Here is a 25,610-nt window from a genome sequence, read left to right as displayed (position 1 = left end):
GTTAATTTGTATTAATGTTGACGTTGGTTGAGCCACCCACATGCTATGACAACTAGTGCAATCAGCCAAGGTAACATAGAGGCAAAGGAAGGGATTATCGAATACAAATATTGACCAAAGCGTTCATCATGTAGTAGCATTTTGCCTGCTGTAATACCGAGAATACCTGCACCTGCATAGCTTAATATGGGGAGCCTAGCCAACCATTCTGAAATGACAGTACTACCCCAGACAACGATGGGTATACTTATCGCTATTCCAATCATCAGCACTGCAATATCTCCATCTGCAATCGCGGCGATGGCTAACACGTTATCTAGACTCATGACAAAGTCTGCCGCTAAAATAACCCAGACGGAACGCCACATGCTATTACTATCCTGTATCCGTGAATGGTCTTGATTTGGCAACAATAGCTTAAAGGCAATAATTGCAAGCATAATACCGCCTGCTGCTTGAATAAATGGGATCTTTAATAAAATTACTGCTAAAAAGCATAACAAACAACGTAAAATAACAGCACCCAGTGAGCCTAACCATACGACATACTTTTGTTGCTTTTTGGGTAGGTGATTGCTTGCCATTGCGATAACAACAGCATTATCGCCACTTAACACTAGATTGATAATTAATATTTCAATTAACAGCATGATATGTTCCATAGCTTATCCCTCCCTTACAGTTGTATGTGGAAATAGGTCAAGCTATGACTTATAACTTTTTTTGAATCCTTTTCAAAGTTAAAACGTATACGATCATATGAGGAAGTGACCCTAATGGAAGTATTCAGCACAACATATTTTTTAGCCCTGATTAATATTATTTTTATTGACTTAATATTAGCAGGTGACAACGCCATTGTAATCGGGATGGCGGCGAGAAAACTGCCACAGCATTTACAGAAAAAGGCGATTCTTTTTGGGACAAGCGGGGCAATTCTTTTACGTATACTTGCAACACTTGTTGTCGTTCAATTACTTAGCATTCCTTATTTGCATGCTATAGGTGGCCTACTACTTATCTTTATTTCTTACAAGGTACTAACAGATGATGGTAACCATGATACGATCACTGCCAAGGATTCGTTATGGCCTGCTGTCGGAACCATTGTAGTTGCAGATGCAGCCATGGGACTTGATAACGTAATCGCTGTTGCAGGCGCATCTCAGCAGCATATGGGTCTCGTCGTAATTGGACTACTTATTAGCATACCGATTGTAATGTGGGGCAGCACACTATTTATTAAAATCATGGACAAGCTCCCTTGGATTGCCTATGTAGGAGCAGCCATATTAGCTTATACCGCTGGTAAAATGATTACAGATGAACTAGCGTTTGAAGCAGTGTTTGTCGACCAGCTATGGCTGAAATATGGTTTTATTGCAATCGTAGTTGTTGGAGTACTGTTGCTTGGACATCACACACAACAAAAAAAAGCACAAAAAATAAGCCAACCCGTTGCAGGGAATAAATAAGGTTGTGAACCTAAACTCTATCTTTGTGCTCAACGTGTTTCCACAGTAAGCTCACATTTATACCTAAAGAATACCTAAAAAATAACCTTCATGCCTACGTCCAGCATCACGTAGCTATGAAGGTTATTTTTATTAATATTGGTCCAAACAACCTTCACCTACGCTCCTTGAGGAGTCGTAGAACTGAAGGTAGCTCTTAGCCCTTCTTAACCCACAGGCGCAGATTGGAGCGCCTGTAAAAACAACCTTCATACTCCCCCCATAGCGAGACGGGAATATGAAGGTTACCTTTAGGCTCTTGTAATCAGTGTTTGACAACAACAAGCTGCAACCTGCGGAGGGACAGGGGGATTCTGGAGAAGCGGAAGCGTTCGTATTTAAAACCGGATTTCTACCATTCAGCTTGTTCAAATCATAAGAAATCTGGGTTTAACAACGATCGAAAGAACCCTCTGTCCTGAAGCTTCCACCTCCCACGTTGTCAAACACTGATTCCCAGCCTTAAAGCGCAAATATTTCCACTCGCTCCCCCACCACTAAAACCATCTCTCCTCAATCACATTCATCCCCTCATCAGCTCTTTTAATTTCCTGATTCGGTTCAATAATAATCGTTTCTGTCTGCTGTACCGCTTGTGCAATAAGCTCGTCTAATTGAGATAATGAGGCTTCAGTTCTTTCAACTATTTTTAAATTAGGATTCGTTGTTGGTGATTTTGGAACAAATAATGTACAGCAATCCTCATAAGGAAGAATCGATAAATCATATGTGCCAATCGCTTTCGCTTGTGCGATAATATCATTTTTATCCGTCATTACAAGGGGACGAAGTAAAGGGAGTGTCGTTGCTTTTCCGATCACATTCATACTTGGCAACGTCTGACTAGCAACCTGTCCTAAGCTATCTCCTGTCACGATAGCTAATGCGGATGACTCCTCTGCAATTTGCGCTGCAATCCTCAACATGGCTCTTCGCATAAAAGTAATGATTAACTTCTCTTGATTCGAACTCGCTAAAAGCGTCTGAATTTCTGTAAAGGGAACGAGATGCAGCTTTATTTTCCCAGAATATCTCGACAAAACTTTAGCTAAGTCAATCACCTTCTCTTCTGCTCTCTTGCTCGTAAAAGGATAGCTATGGAAATGCACACATTCAATTTCAAGTCCTCTTCTCATGGCAGACCAGCCTGCTACAGGGCTGTCTATTCCGCCAGACAATAACAATAAGGCTTTGCCATTTGTCCCTAACGGATACCCGCCGGCCCCTTCTATAATTTCATAATACAAATACGTTTCATTTTGTCTAATCTCGACTTTTAGCTCCAGCTCAGGTTGATGTACATCTACCTTTAGCCCAGTGCAAGCTTGTAAAACAGGCTTACTGACTAGTTTGTTCATCTCTAGGGAGGAATGAGGGAATTGCTTCCACACCCGCTGGGCATTTACTTTGAAGGTGACGCCTTCTTTTAATTTAGCGCCCTGCATTAAATCAACTGCACCTGCAATAATGGATTCAAGCTGTGATTGTACCTTCATCACTAAGCAAAGGGACGAAATACCAAACACATGCTTGACTGCCTGTAAAACATCTTGTGCAGGCTCTCCATTTAAATCAATAATAAAACGTCCATATTCCTTACGTATCGCCGCTTTAGGGTGTACGAGCAACAGGGATCTGATGTGAGCCATTGCGACTTTTTCAAAACGGTTACGGTTTTTCCCCTTGGTCGTAATTTCTCCAAAACGGAGCAAAATCGTATCATAACTAGGCATAATATATTACACCTCCTTTTCACTTTTGTTTAAATGGAATCAAATATTGAATACTTTTAGAAATGGCCCCTATTAAATCATGAACCTGTTCTGCAGTATGTGCCTCATTTAGACTAATACGAATGCCTGATACAGCCTGTGCTTTGGATTTTCCCATCTGTAATAAAACACGACTTGGCTCTATTTGTTTGGAAGAACACGCGGATTGACTAGATACGTAAAACCCTTGCTCTTCCAGCTTATGAAGTAAAGTTTCCGCCTTTATCCCCTCACAACTAAAATGAACAATATGAGGTGCTCCGTCACTGGAACTATTAAGCCGAACCTCTGGCATAGCTGTTAAAGCCGCTTCTAATTGTCCTTTTAATTTTTCCAAAATATTTACTCTTTGTGCTTGGTCTTGCACAGTAAGACGCATCGCTTGTGCCATTCCAACAATAAGCGGAACATTTTCAGTGCCAGAACGAAGTTCTCCCTCCTGTCCTCCACCAGATAAAAGTGGTGTTAGTTTAATTCCCTGACGGACATATAATAAGCCTATTCCTTTAGGCCCCCGCCATTTATGCGCAGATAAGCTATATAAATCAATCCCACTACTAGAGACCAACAATGGCACCTTGCCAAAGCCTTGTACACCATCAACATGAAAAAATGGTTTATGGCGTTTATGTTTAAGCATAGCTCCAATTTCTTCGATCGGCTGAATGCTACCAACCTCATGATTCACGTGCATTATGGACACCAGCACAGTATCATCCCGAAGTGCATCCTCAACCTGTCTAACAGAAATACAACCGGTCTGATCTGGAGTTAAATAAGTAACTTCCCATCCCCAAGACTGGAGCTGCTTCATACACTCATACACAGAAGGGTGCTCAATCGTCGTAGTAATCAAGTGGCGACCACGTTGCTGATATTGAAAGGCTACGCCTTTAATTGCAAGATTATTGCTCTCCGTAGCACCAGAGGTAAAGACAAGCTCAGAGCGCTTGACCTGGAGAATTGAACTGCAAGCCTCACGCGCCCTTTTAACTAACATTTCACTTTGCTCACCAAGTCGATGCAACGAAGACGGGTTGCCATAATGCTGTGCCATTACTTCTGCGATCGTTACAATAACTTCCTCATATGGAGGTGTTGTAGCTGCATAATCAAAATAATTCATTACTATCACCTCAACATTTCAGGTTAACATTTAGCTTAACATTTCATACTTAACACTTCACACAAAAACTAAAATTGGTTCATAGGCAAAAGAAAAAACGCGAATATCCGCATTTCCCGGAATAGTTCCCGTTTAACTTATCCTGCTATATTATTTCATATCTCATTATAAAAAGATATGTTTAGGTAACTACACTGTATATTTCTGTCTTGCCGTTTGTACTTTTGTAATGTAACGTTGAGTTTCTTTAGGCAACAAATGTAGCTTCTCTACTAATTGCTGATCATTGCTAATGCCTAGACGACGTAATGTCCCTGGACCTGCATTATAAGCTGCTAAAGCTGTATTTTCATGACCATTGTAACGCTTCAGCTGATAAGATAAATATTTAGTTCCACCATTTATATTTTGCTCTGGATCAAACGAATTTGAAACTCCTAATCCACGTGCAGTCCCATCCATTAGCTGCATAAGTCCCTTCGCACCCGCAGATGAGACAGTCGAAGAATTAAAATGAGATTCTGTTTCAATAACAGCTTTGATTAAATCCTCAGACACTCCAAACTGTTGACTTGCGGAAGAAACCAATTGATCAATTGTGGCACCTGCTCCAGAAGGCTTGGAGCCTTTACCAACATATCCAACACCACTTGGAACACTTGGCAGGGAGGATGCAGAAGCAACCGAAGAGTTAATCAACGTAGTTAGTTGCTGTAAAGCACCAATTTGTGTCTCATCTAGCCCATTTAAATTTTGAGCAGCTTGTAAATTTAATAGCATTTCCTCTGACAATAGATCAGTTATATTTAGTCCCTGTTTGGACGTATCTTGCGCTCTACTGAATCCAGCATTAGCAGATTCTGATTTTTTAAGTTCCTGCAACAAAATATCAAATAAAGAGTCTCCACCACTTTGCGACTGTGATGCAAATGGCGTACCTTGAAGATCAATATTGTTAGCAAATTGAGACTTAATGACTTGTCCCATTGTTCTTGGATCGATTTGCATAAGTGTCTGCTCCTCTTCTTTATCCTTCAGTAAATAAGCAACATGCTTTTATTTTACACGTTAAATGAAGGTTAGACCAGTCCCAAAAATAAAGACAATCCACTTAATTACGAAAGGTCATTAAATGGATTGCCTATTCCGTTACGAACCATACTTTTTTATCTACCCATGGGAAGAAGAAAATAGCTTAATACAGATAATGCGCCGAGTCCTATTGCCCAACCACCTGATGTTTTTCTACCTTGGTTAAATGCAACAAGTCCAAGCACAGCTGCGACAGGACCTAATACAAGTGACCACATAAACAAGGATGCAATTCCGATCCCTACCCCAACATATCCCGTCGTTTTACCTGCATCCATGCTGTCGGTATCTACATTATCACGATCATTGTCACTATAAACCTGACGTTGATCCTCTACACGTTGCGTTGGATAAATTTCAGCAGCATACTCTTCTTGATTTGTTTTGCGAGGAAAGTCAATACGGTTATTACTTTCACCACTGCTTTTTCCTGCAAGATGCTCCTGTTGCTTTCCGTTATTTTTTTCAAAATCATCCATATTGTTAGAGCCTCCCTGAATTTTTTATAGCTCAGGGATATTTTGCCCACTTTTCTTCACAATATGCGAAATATGAAATGAATACAAAGCAATAAGCTACAATTGTCCTTGCTCTTCCTCTCTAATTCTTTCCAATCTAACCTTGCTTAAATATTCACTCTCATAATACTCCAAATCATCGCGTAGCGTCTCGAAAATATTGTTAATTTCAACTACAATATCGTGTGCAGCTCTATTTGGACGTTTGCGGAATTTTATTGCATCTCGACCTGTGTATGCATATCTGCCATCTTCCGAGTAGCTCTCATTTTTGGGATAAAAGAAGTGATTAACACAGTCATGATACACTCGATACAACACTTTTTCCCCATGACTTTTCTCAAAGGTTCCACGCCTCAAAACAATCCCTAGCTGCTCATAGCTGTCCTCACAATAAACGGACAAATGACGCAGATCAGATAAAAATGCCTGATAAAACATCAAGGTTCGTTCCTCATCATCCTCTACAAGCTGTACCAAATTGTAGTTGTTTAGAAATTGCTCTAAATAACTTGCGGCTGTTTTTAAATGTTCTCTTGTGCTTTGACATAATTGTTGAACGTTAGTTTGAGACATTGTCCCCCGTCCTCCTTCTAAATACTTCTTAAATACGATTCTATTTAGGTTTAAGATTATCACAAATTGCCCTCGTCAGCATAAAAAATGTTTTTTCTCCAAAAGCTAATCCTTAAACATTACTTTCAAGCAACCATAAGGAGGAGAAATAATGAAACGGCGCAAGCTGATTATTGGAGCAACGGCGGGACTAATTGCAACGTGTTTATTTTCATTTGTGGCCATTCGTCATACTGAACCAGAACAGATGAAGGCTACACAATATTCACCAACGAAAGAGCATGTTCTTAAACAAGCAATGTTAAAGCAAGATATGAATACAACTAAGCAGCTGACTATGATCGATGCAAGAGGACACTTATCAGAATGGGCAACGGATTTGTCATCCCAATCCCCTAAAAAACAAAAGCAATACGTAAAAAAAATACAAATAGAACATAAGCATTTTCAATGCATAAAATGGTTGGATTTAACAAAAGATCGGAGCCACAGCCTTTGTCGAGCTACATTCCAGCCTAATAAGAACCTAAAAAAACAAATTGAAAGTCATATAAAGTTAGCTACTTCTACCTTACGATCACAAGAAAGCTACGAATCTGAACCTTTTCCTAAAGAGGATTCTAAATATATTGTAACTGCCAAGCGTAGTAAAGATGGAAGCAAGGCACTTATTATTGTTATGGATACAGGAATTTTAGATCATGTAAAAAGTCATCAGAAAAAAAATCTTCGACTAATTCCTTATCCAAAGGAAGGAAAATATAGTGTAGAATCGGTCCATGCAGATACATTACGTGATATTACTGTTAAAACGGGGCATGACAACGAAAAGGCAAGTCACTTTTACGAAAATGAAATTGTAGTAACTTTTGGGAAAGAGCTTACCAAATCGGAGCTTGAAAGGATTCAGGCTGCAACAAGCCTTAGCTCCTATGACCACAGCATTGCAAACACGTATATTTTTAAATCTAAAAAGCTTAGTATGGAGGAATTATCTCAGTATTTCAAAAAAAATTGGGAGCCTGAATATATTGAGCCACATTATATGTATTTAACAAATGGAAACACAAGCAGTATTGAAATTCCTAACGATGTGTTATTTTCTGACTATCAATATAATTTGCCTATGATTGAAACGAATCGTGGATGGAATGTCAGTAAAGGTGCAGAGCAGGTCATTATCGGTGTCGTTGATACAGGTGTTGATCTTAATCATCCCGACCTTCAAGGCAGATTACTGAGTGGCTATAATACGATTTCACCAGACTCCAAACCAAGTGATGACGTTGGACATGGTACACACGTTGCTGGAATTATTTCCGCTAATGTTAACAATCGTGAAGGAATTGCTGGTATGACCTGGAACAATAAAATTTTGCCAGTGAAGGCGTTAGATCAATCAGGAGCTGGAACAAGCTATTCCGTAGCACAAGGAATTATATGGGCGGCCGATCATGGCGCAAAAGTAATTAATTTAAGTCTAGGCAACTATGCGGACGCAAATTTCCTTCATGAAGCAATTAAATATGCGTATAACAAAGATATTGTCATTGTGGCTGCCACAGGAAATGATAACACGGAACGACCTGGATATCCTGCCGCTTATCCAGAGGTATTATCCGTTTCGGCAACAAATTATAATATGGAACGAGCATCCTTTTCTAATTATGGTGATTATATCGATGTAATGGCTCCAGGTGAAAGCATTGCAAGTACGTACCCAAACAACCAATATGCGGCTTTGTCTGGAACTTCTATGGCAAGCCCCCATGTCGCTGCATTAGCAGGTCTGATACGCTCTGTTAACCCTAAGCTTAAAAATACAGAGGTTATGGACATTATTCGAGGCAATGTCATTGATTTAGGGGAGTCAGGCCGTGATAAATATTATGGCTTTGGTCAAATTGATGTATATTCAGCACTACAGGCTGCTAGTGGCGAAGTCCAAACACAGTCACAATCTCACGCACAACCACTTAAATTTTGGTCCGAATATTTAGGGGAATCCTTAAAAAAACTGTTGGGATCATTATTAAAATAAGAACCTCATGTTATAATGATTGGTAAATCATGCCAATATAGATTTAGCAAAAGAGTTTATTTTACGGATTCCTGAAGTATGGCTGATTAATCATTTACCACAGGCTGTAGAGCGGTGTCTTTTTAAGGAGCAGGATTGGGAGGAATGGGAATTTCGCAGAGTTGCTGAAATGTTAAAGCCTTATTCTGAACCTGCATTTAGGTGGTTTGTGCAATATGCAAAGCAATTAAATAATGAAGAAGTTAATGAGGCTAATTAATACAGTTAAAATGGGTCTAAATTAAAATTATGTTTGCCAATAATGGGATGGAAGCTACAAGACAGAGAGTTCTTGCGATCATTGTTAAAACCAGATTCCTTATTATTTCTTAATAACTCGAGGGTTGAAATCTGGTTTTAAAGATGAACGTTCCACTTCTCCAGAATCCCTCTGTCCCTTCGCTAGGTGGGGTGTTGTCAAACACTAATTTAAATGATGCCCCTTATAAAGTTAATAAATTTAAAAAGCCTGTCATGTTGGACGTAGAAGGAAAAAGCAACTACGTTCAACTGACAGGCTTTTTCTGTATTAATTGTAAAGCAAATTACGCTGGATAGCATATTAAGCATATGAGGTTGCAGCGTTTGAAAGTTTGCCGTAAGCCGGGTTCTGTACTGTTTGCGGTATAACGGGAACAACCCTCCCGCTTTATAAGTGACAATCATCTATCTAGGCCATACATTACTATATGGCTCAAGCGACCAACCTGAATGCACCTCAGGCTAAGGCTGTACCTCAAGGGTACTGCATTCCATTAGGTCTTGCTCCAGGTGGGGTTTACCAGGAACGAAGTCACCAGCGTTCCTCGGGGTCTCTTACACCTCGGTTCCATCCTTACCTGTGCTCTCGCAAAGCGAAAGCCATCGGCGGTCCGTTTCTGTGGCACTATCCTTCAACTCGCGTTGACTGGACATTATCCAGCACCCTGCCATGTGGAGCCCGGACTTTCCTCCCGCGGCATAAAGCCGCCAGCGATTGTCTGTCAAACTTTCAAGCAACACTTGATAGTATACCTACTTTTGCGCTGAATCTCAACAGTTAAATTATCCATTAGACACAAAATCAGTATTTAATAAAATAACCCATCCCAATTTAAATTAGATCAGTAAAAAATAAATAAAACATAAAAATACAATGTCATCTTACTTCAAGATCACTATAGTGAAATTATTAGACTGGTTGTAGCAAGTTAGATTCAAGGGAGGGTGAATATATCATGTACATCACACATGGTCAATTAACGATTCGTAGTGCAACGACTAAAGATGCCAAACTGTTATGTCATTGGTGGAATGATGGAAGGATTATGTCCCATGCAGGTTATCCAAACGGCTTAGGTACTACGGAAAATGAAGTATTAAACATTATAAAACTAGATAGCGATTTGAATCAACGCTTGATTTTGGAGTGCTCAGATGTACCGATAGGTGAGATGAATTATAGGACTATTGAATCTGGCATTGCACAGATAGGAATTAAAATTTGTGATTTTGACCAACAGCATAAAGGGTTTGGAAGCATCTATTTAAAGCTATTGATTGACAAATTATTTTACGAGATGGGATACACTAAAATTATTTTAGATACGAATGTAAAAAACACTCATGCGCAACATGTATATGAAAAACTTGGCTTCCAACAAGTTAAAGTCCATCATTCTTCAAGCAAAGACCAACTCGGACAATGGCAATCGTTCATTGATTATGAGTTGGAGCGAGAGGCTTATCAAGAAAATTATTAAGCTATTCTTAAAGGTATTACAAAAGGTTGAAAGCTTATATCAGGCTTTGTGAAATATGACACGATGTTGTCTTCTTGGATATGTTATTGTGATCGTATCCCACATAATTAGGAGGTTTAAAAGAGATGAAAAGCTATGACAATTTTTTTCTACCTGTCGATGACATGGAAGGCGCAATGAAATATTACGGTGAAACACTAGGTTTAAAGCTGAAGTTTAATTTTGCCGATAAAGGAATGGTTGCCTTTCATGTTGGAGACGAGGAACCAGCTATTATTTTAAAAGACACACGCAAATTTCCTAATATGAAGCCAACGATTTGGTTCGTGGTGGATGATGTTACGGTTGAATACGATAAATTAAAAGCAAATGGGGTAACGTTCCTAAGTGAGCCGTTCCATATTGGAACAGGAACCTCGGTAGAATTTGAAGATCAATTTGGAAATCGATTAGGCATTACGGATTATAAGAAATAAATGGCTCTATTTATAAATCAGTACTTGCCAACGACTAGAGGCTGGTAGCTATGCTCCAGAGAGTTCTTGCGATTGTTGTTAAAATCATATTCCTGTTTATTAAAGTATATTAATGGGTAGAATTTGATTTTAAAGACAACCTTCAGAATCTCTCTGTCTCTTCGCTAGTTTGGGTTAGCGGTCAAGCACTGATTTCAAGATTGAGCCAAAAAATTTGATGTGTAAAAGGTCAGGTAGTTCCTATTTTGACAGTATTTAAGTTAAGTGTGTATGCTGAAAATTATCATTATACTTCAAACCAAAACCACAGATACGATCCATAAATATGTGAATAAACAAAATCAAAGCTACATAGATCATAATATTTAGATTTAAGCCTATTCCTAAAAATAAAATAATAACTACTGTCATTAGGTTGTGGACGATATTATAAATCGTTGCCCCTATTTTTGTATTAATGATATAACCAAGCATTGAAATGTCAGGTAATAAGACAGTAATTAATAAAACTATGAGTGAAAAATGAAACACCTCAAAATATACATACAATCCAAGTAATAATAAAAACACATTTTCTAACTTCAATAAATTTCGCATATTCATCCCTTGTCATCTCCTTTAAATAATTTTTAAAAATATTTTATAAAGTTACAGCTTCTCAATTTTTGACATCAGCTTAAGTGCTTCTTCAACATGATCTGGATCATTTTTGTCAACCAGTTTTTCAATCTGCTCTAAAATGCTCATAAGCTGGTTTAAGAACGTAATCTGCTCCTTCACATGCTTGATCTGACTTTGCATAAAAGCTAAAGAATCCATCTTACATTGTAGCGATTGTGGTAACCTTCTTAAAGTAACAATCGTTTTAATATCATTTAATGAAAACGCAGCTCTTTTAAATGCAATAATCAAATTTAAATCCTTTATGTCCGCCTCCGTGTAATAACGGTAGCCATTTGGATGCTTACTTGGATGAAGCAACTCCTTTTCTTCATAAAAACGGATGGTTGCTGTACTAACTCCAACTAAATCAGCAAGCTCTTTAATTTTCATGGTTTGCTTCCTCCTTTACTGATCAAATTCTAACATTAAGGTTAACTTGAAGGTCAATACTTTCTTTTTACAAAAAAATAAAGCGTTAGCTCAGTAAATTTAATGAAGCTGTTTACGCTCACCATTTACTGAACTACGCTTAGTATGATCAATTATATTTAATATGTTTACTTTGCACCTGTAATTTTATAAATTTCATCTAGCAAAATAGGGATTGCATTTGTACTTGTAGATAAAGCCATGTTTTCTCTAATAAATTCTGAATTATTTTTGAGAAATTCTACGCCTTTTACCAAGCTCTCCCCATTTAATTCTTCATCCATCAAAGTAAAACCATACCCTCTTTTTTGAAAGGCTTCGGCATTCATGATTTGATCGCCTCTACTTTGGTTCAAGCCAAGTGGAATAATTAACATAGGAATTCGTAATGCTAAAAATTCAAAAATTGCGTTAGATCCACCTCTTGTAATGACAAGGTCTGTTGCCGCCAAAATATGTGGGAGCTCCTCATGAATATATTCAAACTGCTTATAACCAGGGACAAAGGCAAGACTAGGCTCAAGGTTATTTTTGCCGCACAAATGTACAATTTGAAAATGCATGGCTAGCTGTGGCAAATTGGCGCGAACGGTATCGTTAATTTTTTTAGCACCTAAGCTTCCACCCATAATGGTCAAAATAGGACGACTGTCATCAAAGCCCAAAAACTTATATGCAAATTCCTTGCTCCCCTGAAGCAGTTCTGCACGAATCGGTGAACCAGTGGTTGACACTTTATCCTTAGGAAAAAACTGCTTTGCTTCCTCAAAGGTTGTGAAAATTTTAGTTGCAAATTTCTGAGCAATTTTGTTCGCTAAGCCCGGTGTAATATCACTTTCATGAATGAAGATGGGTATGCCTAGCGATTTTGCTGCGACAATAACGGGAACAGAAACAAAACCACCTTTTGAAAAAACAAGCTTAGGTTTTATTTTCTTTAATATTTTCCTTGCCTCCATACAGCCCTTTAATACTCTGAACATATCTTTTATATTTTCAATATCAATATATCTACGTAATTTTCCCGAACTAATTCCATAATAAGGTATGTCTTGCTTGGTGATGAGTTCCCTCTCGATCCCTTGCTTTGAGCCGATATAATGGATGTCCCAAGCACCTCTTTTATTTAACTCATTAATAATGGCGATATTAGGCGTGACGTGTCCTGCGGAACCTCCACCCGTAAAAACGATCTTATTCCCCACTATGCTTTCCACCTCAATCTTTCCATTTCGCTTATTCTGCTCTATACCTAATATGCCTCTGATCTACCGTTTTTTCTAGCTTCTGATTAGCATATTTTCTCATTATACAAATCGAAATGGCTCTGTATTAATCGTTGAAGCATAAACTGGGGTGCTATATTTGTCCTTTTCCAATTTTTGCGCCAAAAAAGCCGCTACTCTAGGCTTCATAAGCTTCTCTGCGTTGTGTCCAGGATCAATAAGTGTAATCCCTGCCATATATGCATCCTGTGCCGTATGATAATCAATATCCCCTGTCACCAATACATCTGCACCACAGCGAAGTGCCTTTTTCCAATAACCTCCACCAGAGCCGCCCAACACTGCAGCTTTTTTAATTACGCGATTCATATCACCTACAACACGAACCGTAGGCACATCAAACTTATGCTTAACTCGCTCGACTAACGTTGCTAGATCAACAGGATCACTAAGCTTGCCAACACGCCCTAAGCCTAATGTACGTCCTTTTAATTCCATTGCATATAAATCATAAGCAACCTCTTCGTAAGGATGTGCCTTGAGCATCGCAGCAACTACTTTGTTTTTAATACTATGCGGAACCATCGTCTCGATGCGTACCTCTTGAACCTGCTCTAGCTTGCCTGCTTGTCCAATATAAGGATTAGCTAGCTCATCAGGCTTAAATGTTCCTGATCCCTCTATATTAAAGCTACAATGGCTGTAGTTCCCAATATGACCTGCCCCAGCATCTAATATAGCCGCACGTACTGAATCTGCCTGCTCCTTCGGCACAAATACAACAAGCTTATACAATTGATCACTATGCAGATCCTCAATCGAACCTGTCACTTCAATCCCTAGCTCCTCTGCCATCCAATCGTTCATACCACCTTCGGTGATATCGAGATTAGTGTGACTTATATAAACAGCAATGTCGTTTTTAATGAGCTTCTCATAAACCTTTCCCATAGGCGTATCTACCTGCAACTGTGCCAACGGGCGATAAATAATCGCATGATGAGCGACAATAAGGTTGGCACCTTTCGCAATCGCTTCATCCACAACCTCTTCATTTACATCCAGTGCAACTAAGATACCTGTGATTTCTTTTTGCAGCGTACCTAATTGAAGACCAATTTTGTCCCCTTCCATCGCAACATGCTTGGGCGCTAGTCCTTCCATATATTGAATTACGGTTTGACCTTTTGCAAACATTGTAAAATCGCCTCCAATTCATTTGCTTTCTGCTTAACCTGTGCCGCTTTTGAATCACTTATTTCCTTTTCCGCGGATTTCAAAATCGACTCATAAATACGAAGTAGCTTGCTAAGCTCTGAGTTCCATTTTTTAAAAAACACTTCATTGGGCTTATTAATTAACAAAGGGCCTAACTCCAATAACCATTCCTGTGGAATCTCTATCCCCAAGCTTCGTTTCGCATACAAAACATCATTTTGTTGCTTAGCTTCTTCCTGACGATCCGCCGTAATAATTTCGTAGATTTTGCCATCTTCCTCTAAAATAATCTCATCCGTAATTAACCAATTTTGTTCCAGTAGCCAACGTCGTACCGCTCCCTCCGCCATATTAGGCTGAAGGATAAGACGTTTCACACCAGCAAGCTTAGTGACACCGTCAGCCAAAATCGAAGCAATTAATGCACCACCCATGCCTGATATCGTAATGGTATCAACTTCTCCTGCCTCAATGACAGCTAAGCCATCTCCTTTGCGCACTGCAATTTTATCTTGGACACCATGTGACAAAACACCTCTACGAGCCGCCTCTAGTGGACCTTCATTAACTTCACCTGCAACAGCAGATAAGGCAATTCCTTGCTTAATGGCATAAATCGGCAGTAACCCATGATCGGACCCGATATCTGCAAATTTACAGCCAGTTGGCAAACGTTCTGCGATTTCCCTCAATCTTGTTGAAATTTTCATTTTTTCAAACCACCTATTATAAGATCTATATCCACTGTATAAATTTGAAAAAAATCTCAAAAAGAGATAAAATTAGCTTATACAATGGACTTACATTCCTTGCTTGTAACCATCATACTAAAAAAGACCTCACTGCATGAGCAGAAGGTCCATGTGCCTGGATCATTATTCAAGGAAATCCTTCAGACGTTTACTTCTACTTGGATGTCGTAGCTTGCGGAGCGCTTTGGCTTCAATTTGACGAATACGTTCTCTTGTTACACCAAATACTTTACCTACTTCCTCCAAAGTACGGGTACGACCATCGTCAAGTCCAAATCGTAATCGCAATACATTTTCTTCACGTTCAGTAAGAGTATCAAGTACATCCTCAAGTTGCTCTTTGAGTAGCTCATAGGCAGCAGCATCAGCAGGCGCTAACGCATCATGATCTTCAATAAAATCACCCAAATGAGAATCGTCCTCTTCACCAATAGGTGTTTCTAACGAAACAGGCTCTTGGGCAATTTTCATGATTTCACGTACCTTTTCCACTGTAAGCTCCATCTCCGCCGCAATTTCCTCTGGTGTTGGTTCTCGTCCTAATTCCTGTAGTAGCTGTCTTGAAATTCGAATGAGCTTATTAATGGTTTCTACCATATGAACAGGAATCCGAATCGTTCTCGCTTGATCAGCAATCGCTCTCGTGATGGCTTGGCGTATCCACCATGTGGCGTACGTACTAAACTTATAGCCTTTTTTATAATCAAATTTTTCAACCGCTTTTAACAGCCCCATGTTCCCCTCTTGTATCAAATCAAGAAACAACATGCCACGACCTACGTAACGCTTAGCTATACTTACAACAAGCCGTAAATTAGCTTCACCTAGGCGACGTTTTGCTTCCTCGTCCCCTTCTTCAATACGTTTGGCAAGCTCAATCTCATCATCAGATGATAATAATGGCACACGTCCGATTTCTTTCAAATACATACGAACAGGATCATTGATTTTAATTCCAGGAGGAAGTGCTAAATCGTCCTCAAAATTGAAATCGTCATGCTCCGACTGATTATCATCATCACGTCTACGGACGGTAAGCTCATCATCACTATCATTTGTAATATCTATGCCAAGATCTCCAAGTTGCTCAAAAAATTCATCCATTTGATCAGGTTCTTGTTCAAAAGGGGATAACTTCTCCATAATAACCTTATACGTTAAGGAAGAATTCTTTTTGCCCTCTTCAATTAGCTTTTCTTTGACCTGATCTAATGTCAATTCGGTTTCTAGTTCAGTATGTTGATTATTCGCCATATCGGACTCCCTCCTCCCTAGAAACATCGTGCTAAAACAAAAAAATTATTGTCTCTCTAGGGTAATAATCTCACTTGCAATTTGTGCAGCACGCAAAACATCACCTGCTCGTTCTGCCATGATCTGCTCTTCTCTTTTACGTTTAATTTGTTCCATTAAAGGAACTTTCCGTATTTGAGCAATATAATCGTCAAGCTCGGCTCTACTTCCTGTTCCAGGAGTTTCCATCATCATAATGGAAATTAAAGTTTTCTCAAGACGTTCATCTTGTAGGGAAGCTATGAACCGACTTGCATCAGGAGACTTGCCTTCCGCATAATAAGCATATAAATAAGCAGCGATTGCGATATGATCTTCAATATTAAACTTATCTCCAAGCTGATTTTGAACATATTCCGCAGCTTCGAGATCCTCTAGCATAAAATATAATAATTTTCGTTCTGCGCTATGATAAGCCGGTAAAAGAGTAGGCATGGAAGGCTGACCCTTTTTATGCCTAACATTATTCCACCTTTTGTCAATATTATCCCCATCACTATTTCTTTTTTGCAGGGTCTGACGATATTGATTACATTCTTGCTTCAAGCTATCAAAGGATACCTCAAGCTCTGCTGATAAATCCTTTAAGTAGATTTCTCGCTCTGTTGGCGAGGTTAAGGGAGCAATAATACCAATTGCTTCTTTAATATATGCCACCTTACCGCCTTCTTCTAGCAGTATATGGTTTTTTTTAAGATATATAAGTCTGAATTTTATTGCAGCTACTGCCCCATCCACAATTTGATGACGGAATCGGTCCGCACCATACTTTTGAATAAACTCATCGGGATCTAAGCCTTCATTAATAATTGCAATTTTAACATTAAAACCAACATTTTCTAAAATAGGTATGCTTTTTAGTGCAGCCGCTTGTCCAGCTGAATCGCCATCATAGCAAACAATAATATGATCAGCCAAACTTCTTAGCATGTTAGCATGGCCTTCTGTTAATGCAGTTCCCATAGTAGCAATTCCATTATGGATCCCCGCTTCCCATGCACTAATCACATCACCATAACCCTCAAATAAAACGGCTTGTCTTGATTTTCTTATTTCTGCTTTTGCTTGATGTAAATTATAGATTGTTCTGCTTTTAACAAACATTCGGCTTTCAGGAGAGTTTAAATACTTAGGTTGCCCTTCCCCTAAAATTCTGCCAGCAAAAGCAATAATTCTACCACTCCGATTATGGAGAGGAAACATAATTCGATCTCTAAATCGATCAATATAACCAGATTCATCTTGCTTGGCAATCAGGAGGCCAGCCTTTTCCATGTTCTGCATATCGAAGTTTCTTTTTTCTAAAAACTGAACTAACGTATCCCATCTTGCCGGAGCATAACCAATCTGAAAGAGATCAATACTTTTATCACTAAAACCTCGTGATTTTAGGTATTCCATGGCGGGTTTGCCATGCTCTGTATTTTTCAAAAAATAATGATACAATTTGGAAGTTAATTCATGAGCTTCAAACAACTGTTCAATCTCTTGATTTACAACCATACCCGCTGTGCTTTGCCGACCTTCAAATGGAATATGAGCCTCATCTGCCATGATTCGAATCGCTTCAGGGAATGATAAGCCTTCCATTTCCATTCTAAACTTAATTGCATTACCACCCATCCCACAGCCATAACAATGAAATATTTGCCGATCGGGCGTTACTGTAAATGAGGGTGTCTTCTCGGAATGAAATGGGCATAAGCCCTTCATATATTTACCTTGCTTAGTTAGATGAACGTGCTTGCTCACCGTATCAACGATATCATGCTGACGCAAAACCGCTTCGATGACTTCCTCAGGAATGGAACCTCTACCGGTATTCATAATATCACCTTCATCTTCTCTACACGTACTTTAATAAATTCGCTAAAATTGTACATTCTCCTGCATATCTTGCAAAAGTTTTAACAGCATTTGTTTAAAATTTTCTCGATCCTTGTCAGTAAACGGCTTAGGCCCCTTAAATAAATTACGGCCTGCTCGCCTTGTTTTAGCACTCACGTGTCGTCTTTCTAACAAGTAATCAATATTCCCAGAATCATAAACTTCGCCACGAGGTGACAAGGCTCTACAAGATTTAGCGATCACTAATGCGGCAAGCCCATAATCTTGTGTAACAACAATGTCTCCTGTGGCGATATGATTAGCAATATACAGATCAGCACTTTGCTGACTTCTATCTACCTGTATCACCGTAACCCCTTGGGCAGGCTTAATGTAATGGTCATAAGAAGAGACCATTTTCACCTCCACCTTAAAGGTATTGGCAAGTTCAATGATCTCCGCTTTAACGGGACAGGAGTCGCCATCCACCACAATGACATTTGCACTCATGATTTTAATTCACTCCTGTCCATTATTATATCGCATATTTTAGTATATATTACGCAAAAACTAGCTTACTGAAATCAGCAAAGGTACTTAGGTCTTTATGAATTAACGCTAGCAAAGCAAGACGGTTGTTACGCACCTTCTCGTCCTCCGCCATAACCATAACCGCATCAAAAAACGCTGTAATATCGTCATGAAGGCTAGCAAGGAAGCCTAACGCCTCTGTAGCTTTATTTTGTCCCATTAATTCACTGTAATGCATCGTAACGGTACTCCAAGCCTCGTACAAATGTACTTCTTCCTTTTCAGTCAGAAGCTCTTTATTAATTTGAACTGCTTCCGCCTTAGCCGCTAAATTACTTACACGACCAAAAGATTCTACGATCTGCTTATAACCGTCCTGCTCCACAGCCTCCATCAGCGCTTGACCTCTTGCAACCACAGAGACAACGGTATTAAAATCAGCGGCCATGACTGCATCCACAACATCATAGCGAAGCTCATCAGACAATATTTTTTTGACGCGCAAACCAAAGAAATCATGTAAATCTCTTAAAATTTCTAATTTACTGCGTTTTAATTCATGGAATTGCTCATGGGTTTCAATCGCTGCTTTGAATAAATCCTCCAAGGAAATGGTCCATTTATGCTCAAGTATCGTTTGAACAATGCCTGCGGCTTGACGTCGTAAGCCATAAGGGTCTTGAGAACCTGTTGGCACAATCCCGATCGAGAACGTACCAATGATCGTATCTAGCTTATCCGCAATACTAACAATCGCACCTACAACTGAGCTAGGAGAAGCATCACCAGCAAAACGTGGTTGATAATGCTCAAAAATACCTTTAGCTACTTCAGGAGCTTCGCCAGCCTTTAAGGCATAATCCTGTCCCATTACTCCTTGTAATTCAGGGAATTCATACACCATTTGACTCACTAAATCAAACTTACAAATTTCAGCTGTACGCATGGCTGAAAGGGCAACTGATGACTCCACATTTAACATTCCAACAAGCTTATCACTGTTGCTGCGAATTCTACGAACCTTATCCCCAATCGTACCTAACTCTTCGTGGAAGACAATGCTTTCGAGCTTAGAAAGCGCATCTTCAATTTTGAGCTTCTGATCTTCATCATAGAAAAATTTCGCATCAGATAATCTTGCCCGAAGCACCTTCTCATTCCCTCTCGCAATGACATCAAGAGAGACGTTGTTTCCGTTTCGTACCGTTACGAAATAAGGCAGCAAGCTTCCCTTTTCATCAAGTACAGGGAAATAGCGTTGGTGCTCTCTCATCGAAGTAATCAGTACCTCTTGCGGAATATTTAAGAAAGAAGGATCAAAAGAACCAAACAACACCGTTGGTGTCTCAACTAAAAATAATACTTCTTCAAGTAAATCTTCCTTGACATCGATTACCCAATTTTTCTCTGATGCCAACGCCTTAATTTGTGCTGTAATCATATCTTCACGTTCTTTAATATCTGCAATAACATGACCAGAGCGTAGCAATTCCACATAGTTAGCAGGCTCGTCAATCGTAAGCTCACCACTTAGGAAGCGATGCCCTCTAGTCGTATTCCCTGAGGTCACACCAGCAATTTCAAGTGAAACAACATCTGTGCCAAACAAAGCAACTAACCAGCGGATTGGACGTACAAATTTAAAGTCATAGTTAGCCCAACGCATGTTTTTAGGGAAATTCATACTGTGCAAAATACCTAGCAAGCCTTCAGTGAGAAGAGAGCTAGTAGGTTGGCCAATTAAATTTTTGCTTACATAAATATATTCTACTCCGTTTAATTCCTTAAATGTAAATTGGTCTGGATCTACACCTTGACTACGCGCAAACCCAAGTGCCGCTTTACTCCAAGCACGTTGGTCATCTAACGCAATTTTTCGTGCTGGTCCTTTAACTTCCTCATGCACATCCTCTTGCTTCTCAGCAACACCTTTTACGAGGATGGCAAGTCGACGAGGAGTAGCATAACCTTCGATTTTTTCAAAGGTAATAACATTTTCCTTTAACCATTTACTCATTTTATCCTGCAATTGCCCAACAGCTGCACGTATAAATCTTGCTGGCATTTCCTCTAAGCCAATTTCAAATAATAGGTCTTTAGCCACGAACAGCACCTCCCTTTTGAAGCATTGGGAATCCCAATTTTTCTCTTTCTTCTAAATATGTTGCCGCCACCTGACGGGATAAATTACGAACTCTTGTAATGTAACCTGTACGTTCTGTTACACTGATTGCCCCTCTTGCATCCAGCAAGTTAAAGGCATGAGAGCATTTTAATACATAATCATAAGCAGGGAATACCAAATGCTGCTCCATTAAGCGTTGTGCTTCCTGCTCATACATGTTAAATAGTGTGAATAACATTTTTACATCGGATAATTCAAACGTATATTTAGAATGCTCAAACTCAGGCTGGTGGAACACATCACCATAGCTTGTGCCCTCTACCCATTCAAGCTCAAATACATTTTCTTTATCTTGGATATAGGAAGCAAGACGCTCCATACCGTAAGTAATTTCCACAGCTACAGGATTAGCTTCGATTCCCCCAACCTGTTGGAAATACGTAAATTGCGTGACTTCCATCCCGTCTAACCATACTTCCCAACCAAGTCCCCATGCACCAAGACCTGGATGCTCCCAGTTATCTTCGACAAAACGAATATCATGCTCTAGTGGATTAATACCTAGTCTTTTTAAGCTTTCAAGATAAATCTCTTGAATGTTATCAGGCGACGGTTTCATAATGACTTGAAATTGGTGATGCTGATAAAGTCGGTTCGGGTTTTCTCCGTATCGACCGTCCGCAGGACGACGAGAAGGTTCTACATAAGCGACATTCCAAGGCTCGGGTCCAATGGAACGAAGGAACGTCATCGGATTTAAAGTTCCTGCCCCTTTTTCTACGTCATACGGCTGAACAACGATACAATTTTGCTCAGACCAAAACTGTTGCAGTGTTAGTATCATGGATTGAAAATTCATGATTTGTCATCTCCTCCTAAAATGAATGGCGTTTTGAATTCGGTCATAAGAGTTCGAAGCTATAACAAAAAGCCCTCGCCTCCTACGCCTGCTCACAGACATAGGGACGAGAGCTGAATAATTCAAATCCCGCGGTTCCACCCTACTTGATTAGCTTCATAGTAGCTAATCCGCTTTTCACGTTCATTCATGCTCCAAGGCTGCCATTTCATAAGTGTAACCGCTCAGGCTTGCACTATCCCTGATTCGCTTTTAACAGTATACAAGCTTATTACTTTTCCTTATCAACACATGATTCTCACGAAGAGAAATATACCATAGAATACATCATTTCGTTGCTTTCGTCAAATTTCATATTTATCAAGCTGATCTAAAAAATTTCGAGACTTTAATTTCAAGCCAAGCTGAACCTCCATAAAAGCATTCATTACAGCTTTAAGCTCTGTCTTTGTTGTATCTTTAACACTCGTATTCCCTAACCTACGCATATCTATTTTTTCAAATAATATAAGCAGCTTTAACACCTGCGGTGATACGACCATCGCACCATGATCATGATGACGACAACGCGGACATAATCTCCCACCTAATCTTGGGCTAACATGATAGCTTTCCTCTATACTCCCACATGACACACAAGCTTCAAAGGAAGGAGCATAACCAGACGCCTGCAAAATTTTGACCTCGAACAGGTGCATTACAATTTGCTGATCTTTTCCCGATGCCAAAGCTTCTAGAGCTGCCTTTAATTGTGTAAACCAAAAGCTACCCACCTCTTCATCATGTAAAGAACGATCTAGTAATTCACACACATAAGAGGCATAAGCCGCTAAATAGAGATCATTACGCAAAGAAAAGTGAGACTCTAAAATCTCACCTTGATTTAGTGTGCCAAGTCCATCACCTTGACGATAAAATGTATATTGTCCATAAGTAAATAACTGTGTTAGAGCCGCATGTCGGCTTTTAATTTTTCTTGCACCTCTAACGAGAATAGCAACCTTCCCATGGGTTTCAGTGCATATTGTAATAATTTTATTACCTTCACCATAATCCATACTACGAATAACGATGCCTTCAAGTCGATGCAACATCCCTATTTCCCCCAAAAAAAGCCGCTTTTAAGCCTCTTCCTCATTTTCAACCACAAGCTGCTGTTCATTTAAAGCTCCATCCTCAGCCGTCTGCCCCAGTGCCGTATCGCTTTCCTTAAACAGCATGTAAGCATCAACATCTCCTGTCATTGCAAAATACTTCCACGAAAAATCTCGCATACGTATTCACCCTTTCTTCAGAAAATGCGATTTACATTCCCTCGAAGATTAGGATGACCTGTGACAAAGGTTCTATACGTTGCAATAACTACCAGCTTAGCCATACATAAATCTGTAGCTTATGCATCACGATGGAAACCTAAATCACGCAATACGCGATCTTGGTTGCGCCAATCCTTTTTCACCTTAACCCATAACTCTAAAAATATTTTGGAGCCTAATAAACGCTCAATATCTTGACGTGCTAGCTTACCAACTTCCTTAAGCAAAGCACCTTGCTTTCCAATAATAATTCCTTTTTGGGAATCACGTTCAACAAAAATCAAGGCTGAAATATGAACAACCCCATTTTCCTGCACTCTCATATCTTCAATGGTAACCGCAATGGAATGTGGTACTTCCTCACGTGTTAACATTAAAATTTTCTCACGTACAAGCTCAGCGCACACAAATTGCTCAGGATGGTCAGTTACCTGATCCTCAGGATAATATTGCGGTCCTGGTGGTAGAAACTTACCAATCTGTTCGATCAAAGTCGTAACGTTATTCCCTAGCTTTGCAGAGATGGGAACAATTTCAGCAAAACTGTAAAGCTTATTATATTCTTCGATCATTGGCAGCAACGCCTCTGGTTCAATCTTATCAATTTTGTTCATCACTAAAATAACTGGTGTATTAATGCTCTTTAAGCGCTCAATAATAAAGCGATCGCCACCACCAAAACCTTCTGATGCATCCACTAAAAACAAAACAGCCTCTACTTCATCTAACGTGCTTAATGCTGTTGTGTTCATATAGTCGCCAAGCTTTGATTGACGTTTATGGATACCCGGCGTATCCAAAAATACAATTTGCATTTCTGGTGACGTGTACACACCATGAATTTTGTTTCTGGTTGTTTGAGGCTTGTCAGACATAATCGCAATCTTTTGACCAATAACATGGTTCATCAAGGTTGATTTACCTACGTTTGGCCGTCCGATAATGGCAACAAAACCGGATCGAAATTTAGTCTTTGCAGACGAGTTTTTTGACATAGATAGTTAGTTCCTTCCTGTGTAAAGCTAATTTTAAGTAGCAAAGTATTCAGAAATCGTTTGAAACAAATACTTGTGAGTACTTGCAACGAAAATACTGGTAAAATCTTCATCGTGCAAGGCTGCGGGTAAAGGGTTCTTCCGATTGCTGTTAAAGACCAATTTTTCATTTTTTTATAAAGATATAAGGGGAAAATTGGTCTTTAAAGGCAACCACGCTGTTTCTCCAGAATCCCTTTACCCTCCCGCCAGTTACGTTTGGTGTAAGGTACTACATTTACAGTATTGATAGTATACCCGAGAAGCCTAAACTTAAGAAGCTTTTCCAAGCAAACTATCTTTTCAAACTATAAAAAACGACAGCTTGTTAGCTACTTAGAAGTAGCTTAAAAACAACAAGTAACTAACAAGGGGAGCAGGAGGATTCTGGAGAGCACAACGATCGAAGAACCCTGTGACACGTAGCACCACGCTACCACGCTTACGTGGTTAGTGCTTTGTATTGTTTACCATACTTCATAGCCCGTGTAAACTACGGCTCAATCTTTAAAATCAACAACTCAGACAGCTAGCACCAACCACATGTTACCTTACAAAGCTCTAGCGTAACTTGCGAAGGGGCAGAGGGATTCTGGAGAAGCGTCAGCAATCGTATTTAAAATCGGATTTTCACCTCTATTCCGTAATCCAATAAATCCGATTTTAACAACGATCGAAAGAACCCTCTGTCACGTAGCACCACACTACCACGCTTACGTGGTTAGTGCTTTGTATTGTTTACCATACTTCATAGCCCGTGTAAACTATGGCTTAATCTTTAAAATCAACAGCTCAGACCGCTAGCACCAACCACATATTACCTTACAAAGCTCTAGCGTAACTTGCGGAGGGGCAGAGGGATTCTGGAGAAGCGGAGCGGTCGTATTTAAAATCGGATTTTCACCTCTATTCCGTAATCCAATAAATCCGATTTTAACAACGATCGAAAGAACCCTCTGCCACGCAGCACCACGCAGTAATGTTTAGAGGTATTATCGGCTGGTACCTAGCTGTCAGCTGTGATTTTATATTAAGCCTTATTAACATGCTCCGGCGAAAAGCCATGTGGCAACAGCTCGCTCACGGTCACGACCTTCATATCGCCTTTCATGTTTCCTAACACAACTGGCATATCAGGAGCACACAATTCCAAAATTACTTGTCTACATACACCACAAGGTGCAATGGGTTCTTCTGTGTCCCCAACGACAGCAAGTGCAGTGAAGCTATGTGGGGCACAGCCATCGGCAATCGCTCTAAACAAAGCTGTACGCTCTGCACAATTGGTTGGACCGTAGGCAGCATTTTCGACATTACAGCCATGATGTACATGTCCTGTTGCATCCTGAAGTGCTGCACCAACACCAAAATGAGAATACGGGATATATGCTGCTTTGCGAGCTTCAATGGCAGCTTGTAGCAATTGATTATAGTCCATAAT

General features: G+C 39.6%; 25 protein-coding genes and 1 other RNA gene. 5 read left to right on the top strand and 21 right to left on the bottom strand.

The genetic code is table 11. The features are described from left to right. Positions 1–11 precede the first annotated feature (11 nt). Entirely contained in the window at positions 12–662 is a 651-nt protein-coding gene (locus J2Z32_RS04750; protein ID WP_210088028.1) for a TerC family protein, read from the bottom strand. 114 nt (positions 663–776) lie between these two features. Here J2Z32_RS04750 and J2Z32_RS04745 point away from each other — a divergent pair, with 114 nt between their 5' ends. Continuing rightward, entirely contained in the window at positions 777–1,475 is a 699-nt protein-coding gene (locus J2Z32_RS04745) for a TerC family protein (RefSeq protein ID WP_210088027.1), read from the top strand. A gap of 536 nt (positions 1,476–2,011) precedes the next feature. Here J2Z32_RS04745 and thiI read toward each other — a convergent pair. The 5 genes from thiI to J2Z32_RS04720 form a co-directional block, all read right to left on the bottom strand. After that, positions 2,012–3,247, bottom strand: coding sequence for a tRNA uracil 4-sulfurtransferase ThiI (thiI, locus tag J2Z32_RS04740; RefSeq protein WP_210088026.1), 1,236 nt, complete (start codon positions 3,245–3,247; stop codon positions 2,012–2,014). 19 nt (positions 3,248–3,266) lie between these two features. Further along, positions 3,267–4,412 carry a cysteine desulfurase family protein gene (locus tag J2Z32_RS04735; protein WP_210088025.1) on the bottom strand — a complete coding sequence of 382 codons (1,146 nt, stop codon included), beginning with the start codon at positions 4,410–4,412 and terminating at the stop codon, positions 3,267–3,269. A gap of 189 nt (positions 4,413–4,601) precedes the next feature. Then, positions 4,602–5,420 (bottom strand): lytic transglycosylase domain-containing protein, encoded by an 819-nt coding sequence (locus J2Z32_RS04730; protein ID WP_210088024.1) that lies wholly within the window; start codon positions 5,418–5,420, stop codon positions 4,602–4,604. Positions 5,421–5,578: 158 nt separating this feature from the next. Continuing rightward, positions 5,579–5,983 (bottom strand): MFS transporter, encoded by a 405-nt coding sequence (locus J2Z32_RS04725; RefSeq protein WP_210088023.1) that lies wholly within the window; start codon positions 5,981–5,983, stop codon positions 5,579–5,581. A 96-nt stretch (positions 5,984–6,079) separates the two neighbouring features. Further along, complete coding sequence (locus tag J2Z32_RS04720; protein WP_210088022.1) at positions 6,080–6,598, bottom strand: DUF3907 family protein; 519 nt, start codon at positions 6,596–6,598, stop codon at positions 6,080–6,082. A 151-nt stretch (positions 6,599–6,749) separates the two neighbouring features. Here J2Z32_RS04720 and J2Z32_RS04715 point away from each other — a divergent pair, with 151 nt between their 5' ends. Together J2Z32_RS04715 and J2Z32_RS04710 are read left to right on the top strand one after the other, a co-directional pair. Next, positions 6,750–8,639 carry a S8 family peptidase gene (locus tag J2Z32_RS04715; protein WP_210088021.1) on the top strand — a complete coding sequence of 630 codons (1,890 nt, stop codon included), beginning with the start codon at positions 6,750–6,752 and terminating at the stop codon, positions 8,637–8,639. Between the two features lie 19 nt (positions 8,640–8,658). Then, entirely contained in the window at positions 8,659–8,898 is a 240-nt protein-coding gene (locus J2Z32_RS04710; RefSeq protein WP_210088020.1) for a hypothetical protein, read from the top strand. 364 nt (positions 8,899–9,262) lie between these two features. On the opposite strand, the gene rnpB is transcribed toward J2Z32_RS04710, so the two are convergent. Then, an RNA gene (rnpB, locus tag J2Z32_RS04705) (RNase P RNA component class A) lies at positions 9,263–9,670 on the bottom strand. A gap of 225 nt (positions 9,671–9,895) precedes the next feature. Here rnpB and J2Z32_RS04700 point away from each other — a divergent pair. Both J2Z32_RS04700 and J2Z32_RS04695 read left to right on the top strand, forming a co-directional pair. Continuing rightward, entirely contained in the window at positions 9,896–10,420 is a 525-nt protein-coding gene (locus J2Z32_RS04700) for a GNAT family N-acetyltransferase (protein ID WP_210088019.1), read from the top strand. Positions 10,421–10,545: 125 nt separating this feature from the next. Continuing rightward, positions 10,546–10,896 (top strand): VOC family protein, encoded by a 351-nt coding sequence (locus J2Z32_RS04695; RefSeq protein WP_210088018.1) that lies wholly within the window; start codon positions 10,546–10,548, stop codon positions 10,894–10,896. Between the two features lie 255 nt (positions 10,897–11,151). Here the strand turns inward: J2Z32_RS04695 and J2Z32_RS04690 are convergent, their stop codons facing one another. From J2Z32_RS04690 to cdd, 14 genes are all read right to left on the bottom strand, one after another. Further along, the gene (locus J2Z32_RS04690) at positions 11,152–11,499 is read right to left on the bottom strand and encodes a DUF4260 family protein (protein WP_210088017.1); all 348 of its coding nucleotides are present in this window, start codon (positions 11,497–11,499) and stop codon (positions 11,152–11,154) included. A 45-nt stretch (positions 11,500–11,544) separates the two neighbouring features. After that, positions 11,545–11,949, bottom strand: coding sequence for a MerR family transcriptional regulator (locus tag J2Z32_RS04685; RefSeq protein ID WP_210088016.1), 405 nt, complete (start codon positions 11,947–11,949; stop codon positions 11,545–11,547). A 167-nt stretch (positions 11,950–12,116) separates the two neighbouring features. Next, a complete protein-coding gene (locus J2Z32_RS04680) occupies positions 12,117–13,196 on the bottom strand; it encodes an undecaprenyldiphospho-muramoylpentapeptide beta-N-acetylglucosaminyltransferase (RefSeq protein ID WP_210088181.1) in 1,080 nt (359 codons plus the stop codon). Positions 13,197–13,295: 99 nt separating this feature from the next. Continuing rightward, complete coding sequence (locus tag J2Z32_RS04675; protein WP_210088015.1) at positions 13,296–14,411, bottom strand: Nif3-like dinuclear metal center hexameric protein; 1,116 nt, start codon at positions 14,409–14,411, stop codon at positions 13,296–13,298. Next, entirely contained in the window at positions 14,387–15,142 is a 756-nt protein-coding gene (locus J2Z32_RS04670; protein ID WP_210088014.1) for a tRNA (adenine(22)-N(1))-methyltransferase, read from the bottom strand. Before J2Z32_RS04670 ends, J2Z32_RS04675 begins: the two co-directional genes overlap by 25 nt. 165 nt (positions 15,143–15,307) lie before the next feature. Next, complete coding sequence (gene rpoD / locus J2Z32_RS04665; RefSeq protein WP_210088013.1) at positions 15,308–16,438, bottom strand: RNA polymerase sigma factor RpoD; 1,131 nt, start codon at positions 16,436–16,438, stop codon at positions 15,308–15,310. A gap of 45 nt (positions 16,439–16,483) precedes the next feature. After that, positions 16,484–18,304, bottom strand: a complete 1,821-nt coding sequence (gene dnaG / locus J2Z32_RS04660; RefSeq protein WP_210088012.1) for a DNA primase — start codon at positions 18,302–18,304, stop codon at positions 16,484–16,486. 42 nt (positions 18,305–18,346) lie between these two features. Further along, positions 18,347–18,814 (bottom strand): YaiI/YqxD family protein, encoded by a 468-nt coding sequence (locus tag J2Z32_RS04655; RefSeq protein ID WP_210088011.1) that lies wholly within the window; start codon positions 18,812–18,814, stop codon positions 18,347–18,349. A gap of 49 nt (positions 18,815–18,863) precedes the next feature. Then, positions 18,864–20,939 (bottom strand): glycine--tRNA ligase subunit beta, encoded by a 2,076-nt coding sequence (gene glyS / locus J2Z32_RS04650; RefSeq protein ID WP_210088010.1) that lies wholly within the window; start codon positions 20,937–20,939, stop codon positions 18,864–18,866. Beyond that, the gene (glyQ, locus tag J2Z32_RS04645) at positions 20,932–21,819 is read right to left on the bottom strand and encodes a glycine--tRNA ligase subunit alpha (RefSeq protein WP_210088009.1); all 888 of its coding nucleotides are present in this window, start codon (positions 21,817–21,819) and stop codon (positions 20,932–20,934) included. Before glyQ ends, glyS begins: the two co-directional genes overlap by 8 nt. A 344-nt stretch (positions 21,820–22,163) precedes the next feature. Then, positions 22,164–22,913, bottom strand: a complete 750-nt coding sequence (gene recO, locus J2Z32_RS04640) for a DNA repair protein RecO (protein ID WP_210088008.1) — start codon at positions 22,911–22,913, stop codon at positions 22,164–22,166. A 27-nt stretch (positions 22,914–22,940) separates the two neighbouring features. Further along, positions 22,941–23,093, bottom strand: a complete 153-nt coding sequence (locus J2Z32_RS04635; RefSeq protein ID WP_210088007.1) for a YqzL family protein — start codon at positions 23,091–23,093, stop codon at positions 22,941–22,943. 119 nt (positions 23,094–23,212) lie between these two features. Beyond that, entirely contained in the window at positions 23,213–24,130 is a 918-nt protein-coding gene (gene era, locus J2Z32_RS04630) for a GTPase Era (protein WP_210088006.1), read from the bottom strand. 1,069 nt (positions 24,131–25,199) lie between these two features. Beyond that, positions 25,200–25,607 (bottom strand): cytidine deaminase, encoded by a 408-nt coding sequence (gene cdd / locus J2Z32_RS04625; protein WP_210088005.1) that lies wholly within the window; start codon positions 25,605–25,607, stop codon positions 25,200–25,202. Positions 25,608–25,610 lie beyond the last annotated feature (3 nt).

This window comes from Paenibacillus turicensis, assembly GCF_017873435.1.
GTDB classification, from domain to species: domain Bacteria; phylum Bacillota; class Bacilli; order Paenibacillales; family Paenibacillaceae; genus Fontibacillus; species Fontibacillus turicensis.
The sequence above is the reverse complement of the archived record's forward strand: the minus strand, read 5'-3'. Positions and strand labels throughout refer to the sequence as shown.